Source organism: Streptomyces sp. SCA2-17 (assembly GCF_044336695.1).
Window position 1 is genome coordinate 3,519,131 of the sequence record NZ_CP117521.1, and the last position, 22,389, is coordinate 3,541,519.

Below are 22,389 nucleotides of genomic sequence, written 5' to 3' on the forward strand. Positions count from 1 at the left end.
GTACCGCCGGCCACGGTCGGCCTCAGCGCCAGCGCCCCGGATCCCCCGCGCTCACCGCGAAGACCGTCCCGTCGGGGGCCGTGCCGAAGACCTTTCCGTCCGCCGCGACGGGCGCGGGCGGCAGGTCGAGGTAGCCGCGCCCGCCGTGGGCCGGCCGCGGGGACGTCTGGCCGAGGAGCGCCCCCTTCGCGGTGTCGACGGCCAGCAGCCGCCCGTCCGCCGCGGAGAAGTACAAGCGGTCGTCATCGGCGGCGACCAGCGCGGACGCGTTCGCCACGGACGTGTCCAGGCGCCACAGCTGTCGCTTCTCACCCACGGCAGTGAGCCCACCGTCCATGGACAGCACGTACACCGCATCGCCCCGCGCCACCGCACTCGCCACGTTGAGCGGCGCAGCGAGCGGCACACGCGTCTCCCGCCGCGTCTCCGGGTCGTAGCGGACGACGGCCGACACCCGGTTGTCCCGGTCGGGTGCCGTCAGGAACAGCGCGCCGCCCGTCCCCGCGCCGACAGCCGTCAGATCGCCGTCGGCCGTCCGCTCCCACAGCGTCGTCCCGCGCTCCGGATCGAGCGCGAGGATCCGCGTCCGGTGCTGCCCCTGGCCGGCGGGGGCCACGGCGTACACCGGCTGCCTCGATCCGCCGGCCGGTGCGGCGCGCCCCTTGCCGTAGAAGGAGAACACCGGCGTGGAGTGCCCCGGCAGCCCGAGCCCGTGCCGCCAGCGCTCCTTGTTCGTACCGCCGTCGACCGCCGTCACCGTCCCGTCCCCGGCGACCAGCAGTACGGTGTCGCCCGCGTGGTAGACCCGCCCGGGGTACGCGGAGACGTCCCGCGTCCAGCGCGGCTCCCCCGTCGACGGCTCCAGCGCCGACAGCTTCCGGCCGTCCGGCGACAGGACGTGCACGAGACCTCCGGAGACGACGGGAGCGGGCACGGGACCGGTCTCACCGCTCCCGCCGGCACCCGGAGCGGTCTTCTGCCAGGCGACCTTCCCGCCCGAGGCCTCGATGCGCGCCGCCTGCACACCCCGCGCGGAGCAGAACAGCGCCTCCCCTCCGTACGCGCACGCCCCCGTCGCACCCTCCGGCACCGGCACCTCCCACGGCCGCCAGTCCGCGGAGGCGACCGTCGGCCGCGTCTGCAACGGCTGCTCCGTGTCCCCGCCACGGTTCAGCGCCCACATCCCGCCCGCCACCAGTGCCGCGGTCGCCACACCGGCGGAAACGAGCCACGGCATACGGCGCCGCCTGCGCGACGGCACGGAGCCGGGAGCGAGCGGGCTCGGGGACTCCTCGGCGTCATCCCGGGGCCAGGGGACGCGCACATGCGTGGGAACCGAAGCGTCCGGGACGGCGGTCTCGATCCGGCGAGCCCCGCCCTGCCGCAACTCGCGCGGCAGCCGAGCCATGATCGCGTCCGGCGTCGGCCGCCGCTCCGGATCCTTCGCCAGACAGTCCTGGATCAGCGGTACGAGATCGGCCGGCACCCCCGTCAGATCGGGATCGGTGTGCACGACCTGGTACGCCACGATGTACGGGCTCTCGGACTCGAACGGCCCCCGCCCGGTCGCCGCGTGCACGAGCAGCGACGCCAGCGCGAACACATCCGCCGCCGGCCCCACCTCCCGCGGCCGCTGGAACTGCTCGGGCGCCATGAACGGCGGCGTCCCGATCAGCTTCCCCGTCTCGGTCCGCAGCTCGCTGTCGTACGGGCGCGAGATCCCGAAGTCGATGACCTTCGGGCCGTCCTCGGCCAGCAGCACATTGCTCGGCTTGAGATCGCGGTGCACGACCCCGGCCCGGTGGATGTCCCGCAGCGCCTCCGCCAGTCCGGCCGCCAGGCGCCGTACGTCCTCCGGAGCAAGAGGACCGTTCCGTTTCACTCGCTCGGAAAGCGTGGGACCGGGAATGTAGAGCGTCGCCATCCACGGGCGCTCGCCGTCGGGATCCGCATCCACGACGGGCGCGGTGAATGCCCCGCTCACCCGCCGGGCAGCCGCCACCTCCTGGCGAAACCGCGCCCTGAACTCGGGGTCCACCGCATATTCGGCGTGCACCACCTTGACCGCGAGCCGCAGCCCCGAAGCGGAGCGCGCCAGATGCACCACGCCCATGCCGCCGGACCCGAGGCGCCCTTCCAGCCGGTACTCACCGGCGTAACCCGGATCCTCCGCTTCCGGCCCCGTTCCGGCACTGCGCAGCGGCGGCATTCCCCCACCCCCGTTGTCTGTCGGCCGCCAAAAGCGCGGCGTCCGGAGCCTAATAGATGGCATCCGGCAATCCCGGGAGGCGTGCCGCGCCTTGCTAGCCTGCACATGACATCGCATGTCATTGATCTACACAGCAGCGATCAACGCATCATTGATCGACGGTGAACGCGCATAACGGGGGAGGGCCGCATGGCCACCAGCGAGATCAACGAGAACGCGGGCGAGAACGTGAACGCGGATGAGAGCGAGACGAAGGCCGGGGCCTCGAACCTGTCCGCCCGGTCGGCCGCCGCCACCGTCTACTACCCGGTGGCCCCCGGCCAGCAGGTCAACGTGCGCCGCGGCCCGAACACCGGCAGCCAGATCGTCCGGGTCCTCCCCGAGGACTCCCGCGTCGCCATCCGCTGCCAGACCCGCGGCGAAACGATCACGGGCCCGTACGGCACCACCGACATCTGGGACAGCATCGCCCCCGGCCAGTACGTGTCGGACGCCTACGTGAAGACCGGCGCCGACGGCTTCGTGACGATCCGCTGCTCCTAGCCCCTCCGCTGCATAGCCCTCCGCTCATAATCGAGACATGAGCGACCAGACGGGACCCCGGCCGGAACCGATCAGGTTCTACGGCACCACGTGGCTGAATCACGACGGTGGATACGCGCTGCGGCGAGCCGGCACATGCGTCGGCGCGCTGGCCGCGGCGGCCGCGGGAGCCCTGGTCCTGCGCTTCGGCTACGAGGGCCTGGCCATCGCCAAGGTCGGCGGCCTGGTCAACACGATGGTGGTCGTCGCCTTCGCGGTGTGCAGCGCCCTGGCCTTCCGGCGCACCTGGGAACGCTTCGGCCGCCGGCCCGACCCCGCGGCCGACCCGCACGCCGAACGGTCGATGCAGAGCCTGATGATGATCGGCTTCATCGGCGCCCTCCTGGCCTACGCCCTCCGCACCTTCAAGGAAGCGCCGGGCGAGGAGCTCCACCGCCGGGAGTACGAGGAGGCCGTCGCCCGGTACGAGCGGCGGACGGAGCGGAAGGGCAAGGGACGGCGCAAGCGGTAGGCGCCGGCACGGGGTGCGAAGGCGGGGCGAGGGGGGTGGCAACAGGGCCCCGGAACCTCGTGTAGTGTTCTCCGAGTTGCCACGGGGTCCGCAAGGACAACGGGACGACACTCGAGCCGCACCGGCGGCACTCACTACTGCACGGCCCCTGAACGGGATGAATTTCGGCGTGCCGGAATTCGGATCGGGAAGGCCTCGGACTCCGATTAGGAGTCGCCGGGGAAATCCGCTAAAGTAGTGATCACGCCGGAAGGCGCGAAACAAACCCCGCTCCAACAGGGGGCCGGAAACGGAATCTGAACCGGAAACGGAACGGAAAACGGATCTGGTAAGGTTGGAAACAACGAAGGGAAGCGCCCGGAGGAAAGCCCGAGAGGGTGAGTACAAAGGAAGCGTCCGTTCCTTGAGAACTCAACAGCGTGCCAAAAGTCAACGCCAGACTATAAAATACCCCGTCTCCGGTCATGTTTGATCGGGACGCGGTTCCTTTGAAAGTCCTTCCTCTAGGGGAAGGCACACAGCGAGGACGCTGTGAACGACCGGGATTATTCCTCCTGGTTGTTCCGCTCTCGTGGTGTATGACCGGATTACCGGTAAACATTCACGGAGAGTTTGATCCTGGCTCAGGACGAACGCTGGCGGCGTGCTTAACACATGCAAGTCGAACGATGAAGCCCTTCGGGGTGGATTAGTGGCGAACGGGTGAGTAACACGTGGGCAATCTGCCCTGCACTCTGGGACAAGCCCTGGAAACGGGGTCTAATACCGGATATGACCTTTGAAGGCATCTTCAAAGGTGGAAAGCTCCGGCGGTGCAGGATGAGCCCGCGGCCTATCAGCTTGTTGGTGGGGTGATGGCCTACCAAGGCGACGACGGGTAGCCGGCCTGAGAGGGCGACCGGCCACACTGGGACTGAGACACGGCCCAGACTCCTACGGGAGGCAGCAGTGGGGAATATTGCACAATGGGCGAAAGCCTGATGCAGCGACGCCGCGTGAGGGATGACGGCCTTCGGGTTGTAAACCTCTTTCAGCAGGGAAGAAGCGAAAGTGACGGTACCTGCAGAAGAAGCGCCGGCTAACTACGTGCCAGCAGCCGCGGTAATACGTAGGGCGCAAGCGTTGTCCGGAATTATTGGGCGTAAAGAGCTCGTAGGCGGCTTGTCACGTCGGATGTGAAAGCCCGGGGCTTAACCCCGGGTCTGCATTCGATACGGGCAGGCTAGAGTTCGGTAGGGGAGATCGGAATTCCTGGTGTAGCGGTGAAATGCGCAGATATCAGGAGGAACACCGGTGGCGAAGGCGGATCTCTGGGCCGATACTGACGCTGAGGAGCGAAAGCGTGGGGAGCGAACAGGATTAGATACCCTGGTAGTCCACGCCGTAAACGTTGGGAACTAGGTGTGGGCGACATTCCACGTCGTCCGTGCCGCAGCTAACGCATTAAGTTCCCCGCCTGGGGAGTACGGCCGCAAGGCTAAAACTCAAAGGAATTGACGGGGGCCCGCACAAGCAGCGGAGCATGTGGCTTAATTCGACGCAACGCGAAGAACCTTACCAAGGCTTGACATACACCGGAAACGGCCAGAGATGGTCGCCCCCTTGTGGTCGGTGTACAGGTGGTGCATGGCTGTCGTCAGCTCGTGTCGTGAGATGTTGGGTTAAGTCCCGCAACGAGCGCAACCCTTGTCCTGTGTTGCCAGCATGCCCTTCGGGGTGATGGGGACTCACAGGAGACTGCCGGGGTCAACTCGGAGGAAGGTGGGGACGACGTCAAGTCATCATGCCCCTTATGTCTTGGGCTGCACACGTGCTACAATGGCCGGTACAATGAGCTGCGATACCGTGAGGTGGAGCGAATCTCAAAAAGCCGGTCTCAGTTCGGATTGGGGTCTGCAACTCGACCCCATGAAGTTGGAGTTGCTAGTAATCGCAGATCAGCATTGCTGCGGTGAATACGTTCCCGGGCCTTGTACACACCGCCCGTCACGTCACGAAAGTCGGTAACACCCGAAGCCGGTGGCCCAACCCTTGTGGAGGGAGCCGTCGAAGGTGGGACTGGCGATTGGGACGAAGTCGTAACAAGGTAGCCGTACCGGAAGGTGCGGCTGGATCACCTCCTTTCTAAGGAGCATATAGCCGACTGCAAGCGAATGACTTGCACGGTTGCTCATGGGTGGAACGTTGACTATTCGGCACAGTTCAGGATCTCCCTGTTAGTACTGCTTCGGCGTGGAACACAGAGAGTGAGTGGCTGGGCCGGGCACGCTGTTGGGTGTCTGAGGGTACGAGCGTTGCTCGTCCTTCTTGACGCCGGCCCCAGTGAACTCCGGGTTTTGGTCCGGGGGTGATGGGTGGCTGGTCGTTGCTTGAGAACTGCACAGTGGACGCGAGCATCTGTGGCCAAGTTTTTAAGGGCGCACGGTGGATGCCTTGGCACCAGGAACCGATGAAGGACGTGGGAGGCCGCGATAGGCCCCGGGGAGCTGTCAACCGAGCTTTGATCCGGGGGTGTCCGAATGGGGAAACCCGGCAGTCGTCATGGGCTGTCACCCGCTGCTGAACACATAGGCAGTGTGGAGGGAACGCGGGGAAGTGAAACATCTCAGTACCCGCAGGAAGAGAAAACAACCGTGATTCCGGGAGTAGTGGCGAGCGAAACCGGATGAGGCCAAACCGTATGTGTGTGATACCCGGCAGGGGTTGCGCATGCGGGGTTGTGGGATCTCTTTTTCATAGTCTGCCGGCTGTGAGACGAGTCAGAAACCGTATGGATAGGCGAAGGACATGCGAAAGGTCCGGCGTAGAGGGTAAGACCCCCGTAGCTGAAATCTATGCGGCTCGTTTAAGAGACACCCAAGTAGCACGGGGCCCGAGAAATCCCGTGTGAATCTGGCGGGACCACCCGTTAAGCCTAAATATTCCCTGGTGACCGATAGCGGATAGTACCGTGAGGGAATGGTGAAAAGTACCGCGGGAGCGGAGTGAAATAGTACCTGAAACCGTGTGCCTACAAGCCGTGGGAGCGTCGCTTGCAAGCTTGCTTGCAAGTCGTGACTGCGTGCCTTTTGAAGAATGAGCCTGCGAGTTTGCGGTGTGTTGCGAGGTTAACCCGTGTGGGGAAGCCGTAGCGAAAGCGAGTCCGAATAGGGCGATTGAGTAGCGCGCCCAAGACCCGAAGCGGAGTGATCTAGCCATGGGCAGGTTGAAGCGGAGGTAAGACTTCGTGGAGGACCGAACCCACCAGGGTTGAAAACCTGGGGGATGACCTGTGGTTAGGGGTGAAAGGCCAATCAAACTCCGTGATAGCTGGTTCTCCCCGAAATGCATTTAGGTGCAGCGTCGTGTGTTTCTTGCCGGAGGTAGAGCACTGGATAGGCGATGGGCCCTACCGGGTTACTGACCTTAGCCAAACTCCGAATGCCGGTAAGTGAGAGCGCGGCAGTGAGACTGTGGGGGATAAGCTCCATGGTCGAGAGGGAAACAGCCCAGAGCATCGACTAAGGCCCCTAAGCGTACGCTAAGTGGGAAAGGATGTGGAGTCGCAGAGACAACCAGGAGGTTGGCTTAGAAGCAGCCACCCTTGAAAGAGTGCGTAATAGCTCACTGGTCAAGTGATTCCGCGCCGACAATGTAGCGGGGCTCAAGCGTACCGCCGAAGTCGTGTCATTGCAGCAATACTCCCAACGGAGGCTGTGATGGGTAGGGGAGCGTCGTGTGCCGGGTGAAGCAGCCGCGGAAGCGAGTTGTGGACGGTTCACGAGTGAGAATGCAGGCATGAGTAGCGATACACACGTGGGAAACGTGTGCGCCGATTGACTAAGGGTTCCTGGGTCAAGCTGATCTGCCCAGGGTAAGTCGGGACCTAAGGCGAGGCCGACAGGCGTAGTCGATGGACAACCGGTTGATATTCCGGTACCCGCTTTGAAACGCCCAATATCGAATCCATTAATGCTAAGGCCGTGAAGCCGCCCTGGACCCTTCGGGGAAAGGGGAGTGGTGGAGCCGCTGACCCAAGGTGGTAGTAGGTAAGCGATGGGGTGACGCAGGAAGGTAGTCCAGCCCGGGCGGTGGTAGTCCCGGGGTAAGGGTGTAGGGCGCTGTCCAGGCAAATCCGGACAGCATGAAGCCTGAGACCTGATGCCGAGCCGATTGTGGTGAAGTGGATGATCCTATGCTGTCGAGAAAAGCCTCTAGCGAGTTTCATGGCGGCCCGTACCCTAAACCGACTCAGGTGGTCAGGTAGAGAATACCGAGGCGTTCGGGTGAACTATGGTTAAGGAACTCGGCAAAATGCCCCCGTAACTTCGGGAGAAGGGGGGCCACAACCGGTGATGAGTCTTGCACTCTGAGCTGGGGGTGGCCGCAGAGACCAGCGAGAAGCGACTGTTTACTAAAAACACAGGTCCGTGCGAAGCCGTAAGGCGATGTATACGGACTGACGCCTGCCCGGTGCTGGAACGTTAAGGGGACCGGTTAGCTTGGATTCGTTCAGGCGAAGCTGAGAACTTAAGCGCCAGTAAACGGCGGTGGTAACTATAACCATCCTAAGGTAGCGAAATTCCTTGTCGGGTAAGTTCCGACCTGCACGAATGGCGTAACGACTTCTCGACTGTCTCAACCATAGGCCCGGTGAAATTGCACTACGAGTAAAGATGCTCGTTTCGCGCAGCAGGACGGAAAGACCCCGGGACCTTTACTATAGCTTGATATTGGTGTTCGGTTCGGCTTGTGTAGGATAGGTGGGAGACTGTGAAGTCATGGCGCCAGCCATGGTGGAGTCGTCGTTGAAATACCACTCTGGTCGTGCTGGATGTCTAACCTGGGTCCGTGATCCGGATCAGGGACAGTGTCTGGTGGGTAGTTTAACTGGGGCGGTTGCCTCCTAAAGAGTAACGGAGGCGCCCAAAGGTTCCCTCAGCCTGGTTGGCAATCAGGTGTTGAGTGTAAGTGCACAAGGGAGCTTGACTGTGAGACCGACGGGTCGAGCAGGGACGAAAGTCGGGACTAGTGATCCGGCGGTGGCTTGTGGAAGCGCCGTCGCTCAACGGATAAAAGGTACCCCGGGGATAACAGGCTGATCTTCCCCAAGAGTCCATATCGACGGGATGGTTTGGCACCTCGATGTCGGCTCGTCGCATCCTGGGGCTGGAGTCGGTCCCAAGGGTTGGGCTGTTCGCCCATTAAAGCGGTACGCGAGCTGGGTTTAGAACGTCGTGAGACAGTTCGGTCCCTATCCGCTGTGCGCGTAGGAGTCTTGAGAAGGGCTGTCCCTAGTACGAGAGGACCGGGACGGACGAACCTCTGGTGTGCCAGTTGTCCTGCCAAGGGCATGGCTGGTTGGCTACGTTCGGGAGGGATAACCGCTGAAAGCATCTAAGCGGGAAGCCTGCTTCGAGATGAGGACTCCCACCCACTTGATGGGGTAAGGCTCCCAGTAGACGACTGGGTTGATAGGCCAGGTGTGGAAGACCGGTAACGGTTGGAGCTGACTGGTACTAATAGGCCGAGGGCTTGTCCTCAGTTGCTCGCGTCCACTGTGTTAGTTCTGAAGTAACGAACTCGCCAATATCCGGCTGGAGTTCAATTTCATAGTGTTTCGGTGGTCATAGCGTTAGGGAAACGCCCGGTTACATTCCGAACCCGGAAGCTAAGCCTTTCAGCGCCGATGGTACTGCATGGGGGACCGTGTGGGAGAGTAGGACGCCGCCGAACAATTTTTAGAGAAAGCCCTGGTGGGAACCTTAGAGTTCCTGCCAGGGCTTTTTCGCGTTTTCCAGCACCCTCCCCACTCCCATAACCCTCAAGCCAGTCTCCCCAGCTCCTCCCTCCGTACTTCTCCCACCAGCCTTTCTCCTCTCCTCCACCGCACCACTTCCTCTATTGCCCAAATCCCCAGCCGCCGTCCCTCACTTCCCTGGGCTCCGGCAATGTGCGGCGTCACCACCACATTCGGTAGCCGGAACAGCAGCCGGCCCCGTTCCAGCGGTTCCGGGGCCGTCACATCGAGCCATGCGCTCAACCGCCCCGACGCGCACTCCCGCTCCAGCGCCTCCGTGTCGACGATGGACCCCCGCGCCGTGTTGATGACCGTCCCACCGTCCGGAATGAGGGCCAGGTGCTCTCCGTCCAGCAGCCGGCGCGTTTCCGGGGTTTCCGGTGCGTGGACCGTCACGATGTCCGCTGCCCGGCACAAGTCCGCCAGGCGCTCCACCCGCTCCACCCGTTCCCCGTCATTCACCCCCATCCGCTCGGCTTCCTCTTCCCCCACGTACGGGTCGTAGAGCAGCACCCGGTACCCGGCCGCCGAGGCCCGTAGCCCGGCCATCACCCTGCGGCCGATCCGCGAAGCGCCGATGACACCCACCGTGCGGCCGTCCGCTCCCCGCCTCTGCGCGAAAGCCGGCCAGCGGCCGTTCGCGTACGCCGCGGCCATCGACAGGGTGTCCTTCGCCGCGAGCGCGATCACCGCGAGGGTGAAGTCGGCGACCGGGCCCGCATTGGCCTCTGCCGCCGACGAGACCACGATCCCGCGTGCCCATACCTCCTCCGTCACCAGCCACTTAACTGATCCGGCCGCGTGGACCACTGCCCTCAGCCGTGGCGCGCGGTCGAGCACGGCCTTCGTCAGGGGCGGGCACCCCCACCCCGTGACGAGGACCTCCACATCCTCCAGCCCCAGCTTTTCCCAGCCTCCTGAGGGGACGCCCACGCTCACCGCACGGCCCGTCAACTCCTGCAGCCGCTTCCGCAGATCGGCGGGCATCACCACCCCCAGTTCCTCGGCGCCCATGACCACCGCAACACCATCCGCGCGCGCTTCCGTCATGGGCAGCCCTCTGCCCTCCCGGCCGAGAGCGAAAACACATTGCCTATGCCAACCATCCGGGGCGACGATCAAGAGATGGAGCACATCATCAGGCCCGTACGCGCGGACGATTGGGAGAAGTCCAAGGAACTGCGGCTGGTGGCGCTTTCGGATCCGGTGGCGCCCATCGCTTTCCTCGACACCTACGAGAAGGCCTCCGCGCAGCCCGACAGCTATTGGCAGGAGAGGGCCCGGGGGAGCTCCGAGGCGCGCAGTGTCATCACCTTTGTTGCTGAGGCGCCTGACGGGACGTGGGACGGCTCCCTCACCGTTCTGGTCGAGCTTCCGGACGCCGACGAGGAGACCGTCTTCGGCGGCGCCCCGTCCGTTCCCCAGACACACATCGTCGGAGTCTTCGTTCGCCCCGAAGCCCGTGGGAAGGGCATCATCCAGGCGCTCTTCTCCGCGGCCGTCGCATGGTCCTGGGAGTTGTCCGAGCCCGCGGTCGAGCGCATACGCCTCTTCGTCCACGAGGACAACGGCCGTGCTCTTTCCGTCTACCGCAAGGCCGGCTTCGTGCCGTCCGGCCTCACCGTGGCGATGCCCGACGATCCGCAGGCGAAGGAGTACGAGCTCGAGCTCGTCCGCCCCGCCGGCTGAACTCCCCGGATTCCGCTGATCCTTCTGATCCCGGGTTTCCGGTTTTTCTGGTTCTCCGCTCATACTCCACTCATGTTCCGCCGGATCCGGATCCGTAGCCCCTGGGCCGTCGACGCGTTGATCGCCGCCGCGGTCCAGGCCGCCGTGACCATCCCCTTCGTCGTGCCCCGCGCGGCCGACGTGCCGCCGGCGACCTGGGCGTTCTACGCGATGACCACGCTGTCCGTGCTGCCGCTCCTGTGGCGCAGCCGGGCGCCGCTGACCTGCCTCCTGGCGATCACCCTGGCCGGGTTCGCCTATCTGCCGATGGACGGGCCCGGTCAGCCGATGCCGTACAGCCCGCTGGTGGCGATCTTCACGGTGGCCGCCCAGGGCGGAGCCCGGCAGCGGCAGGTGACCATCGTCGCCGGGCTGCCGCTCGTCGCCGTCGCGGTCGCCCTCCGGACCAACACCGCCCGCGAGTACCTCTTCGCGTTCTTCCTCTTCACGATGGTGTACGTGCTGGGTGTGCTGGCGCGGACCCGGCAGGCGTACACGCAGGCTGTCGAGGCGCGCGCCGCCGCCCTTGAGCGGGCGGCGGAGCAGGAGGCCGAGCGGGCCGCCGAGCGGGAACGCGCCCGGATCGCGCGGGAGATGCACGACGTTCTCTCACATGCCGTCAGCCTGATGATCGTTCAGGCGGAGGCCGGGCCTCTCGTCGTACGGTCGGATCCCGACCGTGCGGAGGCGGCCTTCGATGCGATCGCCGGGGCCGGGCGCGACGCGATGGTGCAGCTGCGGCGGTTGCTCGGCGTGCTCAAAGAGGAACCGCACGAGAGCCCGGAGGCTCCCCGGAACACGGGCCCGCGGCGCACGCCGCAGCCCACCCTCGCCGGGCTCCACGACCTCGTCGACCAGGTGCGGCGGGCCGGGATTCCCGTGGCTCTGCTGACGGAGGGCGAGCCGCGGCCGCTCTCCGCCGATGTTCAGGTCACCGTCTACCGCGTCGTCCAGGAGGCGCTGACGAACGTCCTCAAGCACTCCGACGCGCGCACCGTGACCGTGCGGCTCGCCTGGGGGCGGGCCGGTGGAGACCGGCTCGCCGTCACCGTTGCCGACGACGGCTCCGGCGTCCGCAAGCCCGGCGGCGAAGGCAGCGGCAGAGGACTGATCGGCATCCGGGAGCGGGCCGCCGCGCACGGCGGGACGGCGACCGCCGGGCCCGGGCCGGACGGCCGCGGCTACCGCGTTTGCCTGGAGCTGCCCCTCGTGGTCTCCTCCCTGTCCGGGACAGGGGCGATGGCGGAGGCGGCAGCGGTAGTGGAGTCGGCGGAGACGGGGGAGAGATGACGATCCGTGTGGTGGTGGCCGACGATCAGGAGCTGGTGCGGAGCGGCTTCGCGATGATCCTGTCCGCCCAGCCGGACATCGAGGTCGTGGCGGAGGCCGGCGACGGCGCCGAGGCCGTGGCGGCCGTCCGGCGGCACGCTCCCGACGTCGTCCTGCTCGACATCCGCATGCCCCGCATGGACGGCATCGAAGCGGCCCGGACGATCCGTGCGGAGAGCGGCTGCAAGGCCGTCATGCTCACCACCTTCGACCAGGACGACTACGTCTACGAGGCGCTGCACGCGGGCGCGAGCGGGTTCCTGCTGAAGGACGTGCGCCGGGACGATCTCGTGTATGCCGTACGCGTCGTCGTCGCCGGGGATTCCCTGCTCGCCCCGTCCGTGGCCCGCCGGCTGGTCGCCGACTTCACCAGCCGCGGCCAGGCGGCGACCACCGCCGCGCCGGCCCTGGGGGCGCTCACCGCGCGCGAGCGCGAGACGCTCGTCCTGCTCGGGCGCGGCCTGTCGAACGCGGAGATCGCGGCGGAGCTGGTGGTCAGTGAGCACACCGTGAAGTCCCACGTCAGCAACGTGCTCTCGAAGCTGGGGCTGCGCGACCGCATCCAGGCCGTCATCTGCGCCTACGAGACGGGGCTCATCGCCCCCGGCGGCTGATCTTCCGCCCCGTAGGACCTCCCTCGCACGAGGGAGGCCGGAGGCCGCGGATACCCCTCGCGTCGGCGATTCGCCGGAGCGCGCGGATCGCGACGATGGATTCCGCCGGGACCATCCGGCATCCGTCACCACCAGGGGGAACCACCGTGCGCCGCAACAGAATCGCCGTCCTCGTCGCCACGGCCACCGTCACCGCCATCGCTCTGGGCGCGACCGCCGTACCCGCCATAGCCGCACCCTCCTCGCATGCTTCCATGCAGCACGCCGGCAAGGCCGCCGCCCTCCGGCAGGCCATCGACGGCCTGCCGGACAGTGCCGCCACCGCCGCCCAGGTCCGCTACAAGGACAAGGACAAGGGCCTGCGCTGGAGCGGCGCTTCGGGTGAGGCCGACGTGCGGACGCACACGCCGGTCAAGGGCGACGAGCGGTTCCGCGCGGGCAGCATCACCAAGACGTTCACGGCGGCCGTCGCGCTGCAACTCGTCCACGAGAAGAAGCTCGACCTCGACGGTACGGTGCAGCATTACCTTCCGGGCCTGCTGCCCGCCCACTACCCCGACGTCAAGGTCGGGCAGCTGCTCAACTACACCAGCGGCCTTCCGGGCGGCGACACCCGCGGCACTCCGAAGACCCCCGACTGGGACAAGGGCCGCTACACCACCTGGGACCACCGCGCCCTCGTCCGGGCCGGCTTCGGCAAGCCCATGGAGTTCACCCCCGGTACGCAGCAGCACTACTCCAACATCGGCTACAACGTGCTGGGGCTGCTGATCGAGAAGGTCATCGGACGGACGTACGAGCAGGAGCTGCGGGACCGGGTCATCAACCGGGCCGGCCTGAAGGACACCTACAGCCCCGGCACGAGCTTCGGCATCAAGGGCCGCCACACGCACGGCTACGAGGCGCTCAAGGACGCCGACGGCACCACCCGCCTCGTCGACACGACCGAGTGGGACCAGTCCGAGACGTGGGCCTCCGGCGACCTCATCACCACGGCGGCCGACCTGGACCGCTTCGTCTCCGCCCTCTTCGCCGGCCGCATCGTGCCGCAGCAGGAGCTGAAGCTGATGTTCACCGTGCCGCGGGTCCCGCAGTACGAGAGTGGGAAGCCCGCCGTCTACGGCAGCGGTCTGGCGCGCTTCCAGCTCACCGCGGACGGCCCCGTCTACTGGGGCAAGACCGGCAGCCGCTACGGCTACCTGAACGGCTTCGCCGCCACCCAGGACGGGAAGCAGTCGCTGATCTACTCCGTCAACTCCACCGACGCGAAGGGCGAGGACGCCTCGCCGGACTCGCGCGTCGGCCGGATCATCGCTGCGGGCGTCGGGACGCCTTCCGCGTAGAGCCGGCCTCGAAAGACCACCGCGTCGATCCGGCGTACCGCCCGCACATCACGCAGCGGGTCCGCGCCCGGGGCCAGGACGACGAGGTCGGCCGTCCTGCCCGGCGCGACCGTGCCGACGCGGTGCGCGAGGCCCAGCGCCCGCGCGGGCTCGACCGTGGCCGCGCGGAGCGCCGCCGCGGCGCCGAGGCCCGCGCCGTCGGCCAGCTGCTCCAGCTCCTCGTGGAGGTCCCCGCCCCGCGCGCTGCCCGCGAGGAGCGGCACTCCGCGGCGGTGCAGCTCCGCGACCAGGTGCAGGCGGTGGGCGCGGACCCCGCGGACGCACGCGGCATCCGGCCCCTGAGGATCGCCGCGGGCCGCCAGGGCAGGGGTGATCCGGGTGCCGTTGGCGGCCAGGTGGTCAAGGAGGCGGTCCGCGCGGTCGGGGTAGTAGGAGTGGACGGCCGTCCACTCCAGGCGGTGGATCTGCCGGAGCCAGTCACCGTACGGGTCGGCCCCGGCGGCTACACGGACGCGCGCGAGGCCCTGCCGGATCTCCTCCTCCCGCGTGGAGGCGGCCAGCAGGAGCGCGTGGAGGTGCTCGACGGTCCGCTGGCCGGCGTCGGACGCCTCCGCGAGTGGTACGGCGTCGGGGCAGTGACCCGCGTACGGAAGCTGCCGCCTGCCTGCTTCGTCGGCCACGGCGAAATACGCCTCGCGCGACAGCCGCGGGTGCACACGGACGAATGCCGCGCCCGCCTCCCCGGCCCTGCGCACTGCTTGGCGGGCCGCCGCCGCGTCCCGTACGGACACGGACTCCGGTCGCAGGGAGGGCACGCCGTCGAGGGGCGCACTGCCGGGCCCGGCGAAAGTCGTCACTCCCCTCCGTACGGGCGGAACGTCGCCGCTATCGCCGTCCGTACGGGAGTCGATGAGGCCCGGAAGGACGTACCTGCCCCGGAGGTCCATCACGTGGGCGTCCGGCGGTGCGGGGATCTCGGCCGAGCGGCACACCACCGCGATGCGCCCGGCGCGGACCACGATCGTCATGGCGGGCCGCGGCGGCTCCACGCCGGGGGCGGCGATCAGCGTCGCGTGCGTCAGGACGAGGGGCCGGGCGGATGTGCCGGCGTCGCCCCCGGCCGCCACGGCCCGCCCGGCCGCCACGGCCCGCCCGGCCGCCGCGGCACCGCCGAGGGCGAACGCGCTGCCGAGCGCAGCCGCGCCGCCCATGACGTGACGCCTGCCGGGCTCCGCCATCCCGTCCACCTCTCCGGGCCGCTACGGGTCTTGCCGCAATGCCTACCCGGCCTGATGCCTACCCGGCCTGATGCCTACCCGGTCTGATGCCTACCCGGCCTGATGCCTCCCCGGACCTCGTGTCCACCCGAAGCGACGCCTGCCCGGCGGCCTACCCGACGAGCGTGCGGTGCGGCCACCGCGCGCGGGCCTGTTCTTCCGAGCGCATGAGCGCGAACGTCGGCAGGCCGAGCGCCACGCCGTCCGCAAGGAGGTCCGGGAGGGCGGGCACGGGGGCGACGGCCGCGACATCGTCCAGCACCAGGGTCAGTGGTGGGTCGAGCCGACCGGCAGATGACCTTCCGGCCATGCCCCGGCCGCGCTCGACCACGCTTGCGACGAGTGCGGTCAGCAGGGGCATCGCACCCGGGCGGGTGCGGGGATCCTCAATCGCCTCACCCACCACGTACAGGGTTCCCCCCTCGGCGACAAATGATTCCCATGCCAGCGCATCGGATCGGTGCGGATTGCAGGCGTCGCGGACGTGAACGGACGACAGTGCGCCCAGCGCACGCGCGGTCAGCTCCTGCGCCGCCTCGCGGCGTTCGGGATGCCCCGTGAGCGCCGACTCCAGCTCCCCGGCCGCGCCGCCCGCCGCCTTGAGGTGCGTCCGCAGGATCCGCACCGGCTCGTGCGCCGCCGCGCCCTGCGCCCAGCGGAGCACCTGGCGGAACGGCCGGCCGTCCACGGCGGCGGCGTGCAGCCAGCAGCGCAGCAGCGTCTCCGCGACGTCCGCGGTGGCCGAGTCGAGGGCGCTGTGCGGGCGTACGGGCGCGAGCAGGGCCGCCGCGCGGGCGGTGGCGGCCTCCCGGGCCGTGCAGCCCCGCAGAGGCGACCAGCGGAGCCGGTCGGGGGTGTCGAGGAGGTGGCTCGGGTCGAAGACGTGCACGGGGCCGAGCTTGGCGCGGGCGTCCTTCGTGGCCGCCCACAGCGCGGCGTCGCTCGTCGTGACGAGCACGGGGCCTGCCGCCTCCAGGACGGCGCGGACAGCGGTGTCGCCGCGGTCGGCGCCGTAGCGGACGCCGGGGGCGACGGGTCCATCGGTAGCCCCTGAGGGGCGGCTTGCGGCAGGGGGGTCCGCCAGGAACGGCGGTGCGGGCGTACGCGGCCCGGGGACGGGCAACGTGCCCACCGGTTCGCCCGGGCGTGCCGGAGCTCCAGGGCCGGGTACGGGAAGCGCCTCCGGGTGCCGGCCGGTAGCGGCGTCGGCGGGCCGGCCGGTCGTGGACGGCGGGGCGGAGGTACGGGGCGCGGGCAGGGCGCCCGCCGCATGGTCCGCCCCGGGAGCAGGAAGCCCCTCCGGGCTCCGGTCAGCGGTGCCGGTGGCAGCGCTCCCGCCCGCGGACCGGCCGGGAGCTTCACCCGGCTCCGGGGCGGCCTCCGTACCGGAGCCCCCGGCAGCGGGGCGAGTCCCCCTCGCAGCCGCCGCTCCGGGAGAGGCGTCCGCCGCGGCGGTCCGCCTCCGTGCCCGTACCGCCTTCCAGCGCACCACCGTGCCGACCACGAACACACCCAGGACGATCAGCGCCAGCAGCTCGCCGATGAGGAGGCCCCAGAACAGGCCGTAGCCCGAGAGGCTCTCCGCGGGGGTGTCCGGCCAGGCGGCCGGCAGGTTGCGCGGCTGCATCACCAGGTGCCGCAGGGCCTTGGGCGTACGGGTGAGGGTGACCCCCTCGGGCCAGGCGCCGTGGGCGAACAGGGCGGCCAGGCCCGTCGTCCCCCACACCAGCAGCGTCATGCCGAGCAGCAGCCCGATGACCGCCATCAGCAGCCCGTCCGGGATGCCGCGCTCCGGCCGCCGGTCGCTCATCCGCCGTCCCCCCGTCCCCTGCCCTGCCTCAGGCCACCGTCGATTCCGATTCCGACTCCGGAGACCCGTCCGCCTCTAAGGCCGCTGCTGCCCGTTCCGCCGCCGCGGCCTCCGCCGCGAGCTCGCGCGCGAAGTCGCCGTCCTCGGTCATGGCCCGGTCGGTGTAGACCAGCGGCCGTTCGATGTCGGTGATGAGGTGCTTGACGACCTGGACGTTGCCGTTGACGTCCCAGACGGCGATGCCCGGCGTCAGCGTCGGGATGATCTCGACCGCCCAGCGGGGCAGGCCGAGCACCCGGCCCGTGGAGCGGGCCTCGTCGGCCTTCTGGGCGTAGATGGTGCGCGTGGAGGCCATCTTGAGGATCGCAGCGGCCTCGCGCGCCGCGGCGCCGTCGACGACATCGGACAGGTGGTGCACGACCGCCACGAACGACAGGCCGAGCCGCCGGCCGAACTTCAGCAGCCGCTGGAAGAGCTGCGCCACGAACGGCGAGTTGATGATGTGCCAGGCCTCCTCGACCAGGAAGATCCGTTTCTTCCGGTCGGGCCGGATCCACGTGTGCTCCAGCCAGACGCCCACGATCGCCATCAGGATGGGCATGGCGATGGAGTTGCGGTCGATGTGGGAGAGGTCGAAGACGATCAGGGGGGCGTCGAGGTCGATGCCGGCCGTCGTCGGCCCGTCGAACATGCCGCGCAGGTCGCCGTCCACGAGCCGGTCCAGGACCAGCGCGACGTCGAGGCCCCAGGCCCGGACGTCGTCTATGTCGACGTTCATGGTCTCCGCGGACTCGGCCTCCGGGTGCCGCAGCTGCTCCACGATGTCGGTGAGCACCGGCTGCCGGTCGAGGATCGTCTCGTTGACGTTGGCGTGGGCGACCTTGAGGGCGAAGCCGGCCCGTTCGTCGAGGCCGCGGCCGGTGGCGACCTCGATGATGGTGCGGAGGAGGGCGAGCTGGCCGGTCGTGGTGATCGCCGGGTCGAGCGGGTTGAGCCGGATGCCGCCGTGCAGGGCGGCGGCGGGATCGAGCCGGATGGGGGTTATCCCCAGCTGCTGGGCGATCAGGTTCCACTCGCCGACGCCGTCCTCGCCCTGGGCGTCCAGGACGACGACCTGCCGGTCGCGGAACCGCAGCTGGCGCAGCACGTACGTCTTCTCCAGCGCCGACTTGCCGTTGCCGGACTCGCCCAGGACGAGCCAGTGCGGGGCGGGCAGCTGCTGTCCGTAGAGCTGGAAGGGGTCGTAGATGTAGCCCTTGCCGGAGTACACCTCACGCCCGATGACCACACCGGAGTCGCCGAGGCCGGGGGCGGCGGTCGGCAGGTAGACGGCCTGGGCCTGGCCGGTGGAGGTCCGTACGGGCAGGCGCGTGGTCTCCACCTTCCCGAAGAGGAAGCTGGTGAACGCGTCGGTCAGTGAGGCGAGCGGGTCGAGCACGGCATGCCCCTATCGTCGGATGCCGGTTGCGAACGGCAGGGTGTTGACGAAGGCCCGGTGGTGCTCGCGGTCGCACCACTCCAGCTTGAGGTAGCTCTTGCCGGCCGAGGCTCTTATGGTCCGCTTGTCGCGCGCGAGCGCTTCCGGCGAGCGCGACGACACCGTGATGTACCCGACGAGGTTGACCCCGGCCGCACCGCTGGCGAGGTCCTCGCCGCGCTGGTCGACCCGGGAGTGGTGGGCGACGTCGCGCGGGTCGACGACGCGGTTCATCTTGGCGGCGCGGGAGGCGTCCGCGTCGTCGTTGGTCTTCTCCGTCAGCATGCGCTCGATGGCCACCTCCGTCGGCTCCAGGTCCATGCAGACCGCGACCGTGCGGATCACGTCCGGGGTGTGGACGAGGAGCGGGGCGAGGAAGTTGACGCCCACCGGGGTCATGGGCCATTCCTTCACCCAGGCGGTGGAGTGACACCAGGGTGCGCGGGTTGACGACTCGCGGGTCTTCGCCTGGAGGTAGGTGGGCTCCATGGCGTCCAGCTCGGCCGGCCAGGCGTTGCGCCGGGTCATGGCCTGGATGTGGTCGATGGGGTGGTCCGGGTCGTACATGGAGTGGATCAGGGAGGACAGCCGGCCCTGGCCGAGCGGCTGGCGGACCCGGATGTCGGCCTCGGCGAGCCGCGCGCAGATGTCGGTCAGCTCGCGCGCCATGACGACCGCGAGGCCGCCGTCGCGGTCCAGCCTGCGCTTGGCGCCGTCGTGCCGGGAGGCGCGCGCGATGGCGTTGGCCTCGGCGGCCAGCTCGCGCGTGTAGTGCATGCAGGCGACGAGGTAGGCGCGGTGCTGCTCGGAGGAGGTCGACACCATCGACTGCAGCTGCTCGTAGGAGTCCTTGAGCCACTTCGGGGAGCCGGCGTCGCCGCGCCGCTCGACGTCCTTGGCGTGGGCGTCGGGGTCGGCGGGGAGCGTGCGGGCGAGCATCTGGATGCGCGTCACATAGCCGTCGCCGTTGGCGACGTGCTTGAGGAGGGTGCCGAACCGGTCGACCAGCGCCTCCTGGTCCTCCGAGTCGCGCAGGCCCACGCCGGGGCCCTCGATCTCGATGGCGGCGGTGACCGTACGGCGGTCGGCGTGCAGCAGGACGGCGATCTCGTCGGGGCCGAAGGGCGCCGCGAGCCAGTTGATCCGCCCGATGCCCGGGGGCGGGCCCACCTCGACTTCCCGCCCGTCCAGGCGGGTGCCGGCTTCGGCGGCCGTGGAGCGGTAGGTGGTGCCGCGGCGCAGGGTGCGCTTGTACGAGCGGGTGATCTCGAACCACTTGTAGAAGGTGCGGCCCTTGTACGGGACGTACACGGCGGCCAGCGCCAGCATCGGGAATCCGGTGAGCGTGACGATCCGCAGCGGCAGGACGGGCACGAGCAGGCCGCACATCATGCCGAGGAACGCCCCGGCGATGACCAGCGCGATCTCCCCGGTCTCCCGGTTCTTGCCGACGACCGCGTTGGGCCGCGCGCGGCCGATCAGATACGTACGGCGGGCCGCGACCGGCTGGGACTGGGCCTGGATCGTCAACTCCGCTCACCTCCTGTGTTGCTGCGGTTCTGGGCGCGCGGCGCGGGACGGGCGGCGGAATTGCCGCTTCCGTTGCCCCTGTTGTCGCCGGTGCGGGCGGGGGGCCGGGTGCTGTGGGCGGCGACTCCGCCCGCCACGGCGTCGGCGGGCCGGTGCTGCCCGCCGCCCCCCGAGCCGCCGGAGCCGCGGGCGCTGTGGGCGGTGATGCCCTGCTTGACCAGGGCGGCGGGGGAGGTGATCACGGCGGCGGCCCGGCGCGAGGCCGCGTCGCTGCTGGCGCTGCGGGTGCTGACGATCTCGTCGCCGAAGCCGGGCACGAAGCGGTAGATCATCGCGCTGGCGAAGATGGCCAGGATGATGATCGCCAGCCCGGAGACGACGGCCGAGAAGGAGTCCGGCCCCTTGCCGGAGGACAGCGCTCCGGCGAGGCCCAGCACGACCACGATGATCGGCTTGACCAGGATGACGGCGATCATGATGCCCGCCCAGCGGCGGACGTGCTTCCACATGTTCTTGTCGACCAGGCCCGCGTAGACGGCCGTGCCGAGGAGCGCTCCGGCGTACAGGAGAGCGGCGCGGATCACGAGCTCCAGCCAGAGGACGCCCGCGGCCAGCACGGAGACGAGGGACACGACGATCAGCATGATCGGACCGCCGCCGATGCCGGTGCCCTTCTTGAGGGCGTCGGCGAACCCGCCGAAGAAGGCGTCGTTGTTGGCGTTGGTGCCGGTGGCGATCGCTTGCGTGACGGCGTCGGTGGCCGAGACGAGGGTGTAGAGCACGAGCGGGGTGAAGGCGGAGGCCAGCACGGTCAGCCAGAGGAAGCCGACGGCTTCGGTGAACGCCTCGGTGAACGGCACGCCGCGGACGGCGCGCTTGGCGACGGCCAGCAGCCAGAGGACGAGCGTGAGCACGGTGGAGGCGGCGAACACCACGGCGTACTGGCGCAGGAAGGCGGCGTTGGTGAAGTCCACGGTGCCGGTGGCCTCGACGGCGCCGGACAGCTTGTGCACGATCCAGGACGCGGCTTCGCCACAGCCCTTCGCCAGGGAGGCGAGGGGGTCGAGGGCGGTTTGGGGGTCGGGGGGTGAGTTCGTGTCCTTCTTGCCCGTGCAGATGTCCTTGGCCTGGCCCACGATGAGATCGCAGGCGCTCTTGTCGCCGCCCTGGCCGGGGCTCGACGAGGGCGCCGGCGAGCCGGACGGCGGGGTGGAGGGCGTCGGCGGCGTCGGGGCCGCGAGAGCCCGCGAGGCCAGTCCGGTCACGGCCACCTGAGCGGACACCAGCGCCGCGGTCAGGGAGAGGGCACGGCGGCGGCTACCTGGCATAAGTGAACCCTCCGTACCCCTTGACCGCATTGGTGATCTCGTCGGCGCTCGAAGCGCGGAGGTCGCCGCCGACCGGCGCGGGCCCCTGCTTCTGCTCGGACGAGGCGAGCTTCCAGTCGTCGTTCGTCCAGCGGAGCTTCTGGGTCATGGTGAACCAGGTCTGGGCGACCGGCTTGGTCGAGCCCTCGCCCGCGAGGCCCATCAGGCCGGTGCACCAGACCTCGACGGTGGCCTCGGACTCGCTGAAGGACGTGGCCTTCGTGCCGACGGGGATGGTGCGCGAGACGAACGTCTGTCCCTTGGGGGCGGAGCCGTCGTCGCCGAGGCCGAGGTTCCTGAAGAAGCCTGCGGTGTACGCCTTGTCGAGCTTGGCCTGGAGGTCACGCGCCGCGTCGGGCGTGTGGACCGCATTCACGATCGCATGCCGCGACTCCGTCCGGAACATCCCGTCCCCCCCGAGCGCCACCGCGAAATTCGCCGCCGCGGACTCCGCGCCCTGCTGCGAGTGGGCGAAACCGGAGGCGATCCCCCCGTCCTTGCCCCCCACCGGCTTCACCCCCGAAGGGGCCGTCGCCCCCGCGGTGACCTTCTCCCCGCTCTCCGCATCGCTCGAGTCCGACCCGCCGCCGCCTCTGTTGGCGAAGGCGATGGCCGCGATGAGCAGTACGACGACGCCCACGACCGTGATCAGATTCCGGCTGGACATGCCTGCCCGCCCCCGGCCGGGACGGCCGCGGCGGGGGCCGTACGCATCGCCCTCGCCCTCCGGCAGCCGGGTGCGGGTCAGGCCGTGGTCCTCGTCGTAGCCGTCCTCGCCGAGACTCATAGCGCGCACGTCCCCTCATACGTCGTCGCCGAAGTGGCACCCGCATATGACGGTAGCGGCGTGAGGGGATTCCCGGGGGAGGAGG

Annotated in this window: 14 protein-coding genes and 3 rRNA genes; 9 read left to right on the plus strand and 8 right to left on the minus strand. The window is 68.7% G+C overall.

The window, feature by feature from the left end; genetic code table 11:
• Positions 1-22: 22 nt before the first annotated feature.
• A complete protein-coding gene (locus PS271_RS15870; RefSeq protein WP_398382504.1) occupies positions 23-2,209 on the minus strand; it encodes a serine/threonine-protein kinase in 2,187 nt (728 codons plus the stop codon).
• Between the two features lie 189 nt (positions 2,210-2,398).
• On the opposite strand from PS271_RS15870, the gene PS271_RS15875 reads away from it, so the two are divergent.
• From PS271_RS15875 to rrf, 5 genes are all read left to right on the plus strand, one after another.
• The gene (locus tag PS271_RS15875; RefSeq protein WP_398382505.1) at positions 2,399-2,752 is read left to right on the plus strand and encodes an SH3 domain-containing protein; all 354 of its coding nucleotides are present in this window, start codon (positions 2,399-2,401) and stop codon (positions 2,750-2,752) included.
• 37 nt (positions 2,753-2,789) lie between these two features.
• Positions 2,790-3,263 (plus strand): hypothetical protein, encoded by a 474-nt coding sequence (locus tag PS271_RS15880; RefSeq protein ID WP_398382506.1) that lies wholly within the window; start codon positions 2,790-2,792, stop codon positions 3,261-3,263.
• A 600-nt stretch (positions 3,264-3,863) separates the two neighbouring features.
• A 16S ribosomal RNA gene (locus PS271_RS15885) occupies positions 3,864-5,387 on the plus strand.
• Between the two features lie 277 nt (positions 5,388-5,664).
• A 23S ribosomal RNA gene (locus PS271_RS15890) occupies positions 5,665-8,785 on the plus strand.
• A 76-nt stretch (positions 8,786-8,861) separates the two neighbouring features.
• A 5S ribosomal RNA gene (gene rrf, locus PS271_RS15895) occupies positions 8,862-8,978 on the plus strand.
• Together the 16S, 23S and 5S rRNA genes form the textbook arrangement of a ribosomal RNA operon.
• An 88-nt stretch (positions 8,979-9,066) precedes the next feature.
• Here the strand turns inward: rrf and PS271_RS15900 are convergent.
• The gene (locus tag PS271_RS15900; RefSeq protein WP_398382507.1) at positions 9,067-10,092 is read right to left on the minus strand and encodes a hydroxyacid dehydrogenase; all 1,026 of its coding nucleotides are present in this window, start codon (positions 10,090-10,092) and stop codon (positions 9,067-9,069) included.
• A gap of 75 nt (positions 10,093-10,167) precedes the next feature.
• Between PS271_RS15900 and PS271_RS15905 the strand changes: the two genes are divergently transcribed.
• The 4 genes from PS271_RS15905 to PS271_RS15920 all read left to right on the plus strand — a co-directional run bounded on the left by PS271_RS15905 (position 10,168) and on the right by PS271_RS15920 (position 14,056).
• The gene (locus PS271_RS15905; RefSeq protein WP_398382508.1) at positions 10,168-10,731 is read left to right on the plus strand and encodes a GNAT family N-acetyltransferase; all 564 of its coding nucleotides are present in this window, start codon (positions 10,168-10,170) and stop codon (positions 10,729-10,731) included.
• A gap of 72 nt (positions 10,732-10,803) precedes the next feature.
• Positions 10,804-12,060, plus strand: coding sequence for a sensor histidine kinase (locus PS271_RS15910; RefSeq protein WP_398382509.1), 1,257 nt, complete (start codon positions 10,804-10,806; stop codon positions 12,058-12,060).
• The gene (locus PS271_RS15915; protein WP_398382510.1) at positions 12,057-12,713 is read left to right on the plus strand and encodes a response regulator; all 657 of its coding nucleotides are present in this window, start codon (positions 12,057-12,059) and stop codon (positions 12,711-12,713) included. The genes PS271_RS15910 and PS271_RS15915 overlap by 4 nt, the downstream gene beginning before the upstream one ends.
• 146 nt (positions 12,714-12,859) lie before the next feature.
• Complete coding sequence (locus PS271_RS15920) at positions 12,860-14,056, plus strand: serine hydrolase domain-containing protein (RefSeq protein ID WP_398382511.1); 1,197 nt, start codon at positions 12,860-12,862, stop codon at positions 14,054-14,056.
• On the opposite strand, the gene PS271_RS15925 is transcribed toward PS271_RS15920, so the two are convergent.
• From PS271_RS15925 to PS271_RS15950, 6 genes are all read right to left on the minus strand, one after another.
• Positions 13,957-15,294: an amidohydrolase family protein gene (locus PS271_RS15925; RefSeq protein ID WP_398382512.1), complete on the minus strand. Its 1,338-nt coding sequence runs from the start codon at positions 15,292-15,294 to the stop codon at positions 13,957-13,959. The genes PS271_RS15920 and PS271_RS15925 overlap by 100 nt on opposite strands.
• Positions 15,295-15,445: 151 nt before the next feature.
• Entirely contained in the window at positions 15,446-17,143 is a 1,698-nt protein-coding gene (locus PS271_RS15930; RefSeq protein WP_398382513.1) for a type IV secretory system conjugative DNA transfer family protein, read from the minus strand.
• Positions 17,144-17,171: 28 nt separating this feature from the next.
• Entirely contained in the window at positions 17,172-18,581 is a 1,410-nt protein-coding gene (locus tag PS271_RS15935) for an ATP-binding protein (RefSeq protein WP_398382514.1), read from the minus strand.
• 9 nt (positions 18,582-18,590) lie between these two features.
• On the minus strand, positions 18,591-20,144 hold the full coding sequence (locus PS271_RS15940; RefSeq protein ID WP_398386877.1) for an SCO6880 family protein: 1,554 nt from the start codon (positions 20,142-20,144) through the stop codon (positions 18,591-18,593).
• 2 nt (positions 20,145-20,146) lie between these two features.
• Entirely contained in the window at positions 20,147-21,478 is a 1,332-nt protein-coding gene (locus tag PS271_RS15945) for a hypothetical protein (RefSeq protein ID WP_398382515.1), read from the minus strand.
• Positions 21,468-22,304, minus strand: coding sequence for a DUF8175 domain-containg protein (locus PS271_RS15950; protein WP_398386878.1), 837 nt, complete (start codon positions 22,302-22,304; stop codon positions 21,468-21,470). Before PS271_RS15950 ends, PS271_RS15945 begins: the two co-directional genes overlap by 11 nt.
• Between the last annotated feature and the right edge of the window lie 85 nt (positions 22,305-22,389).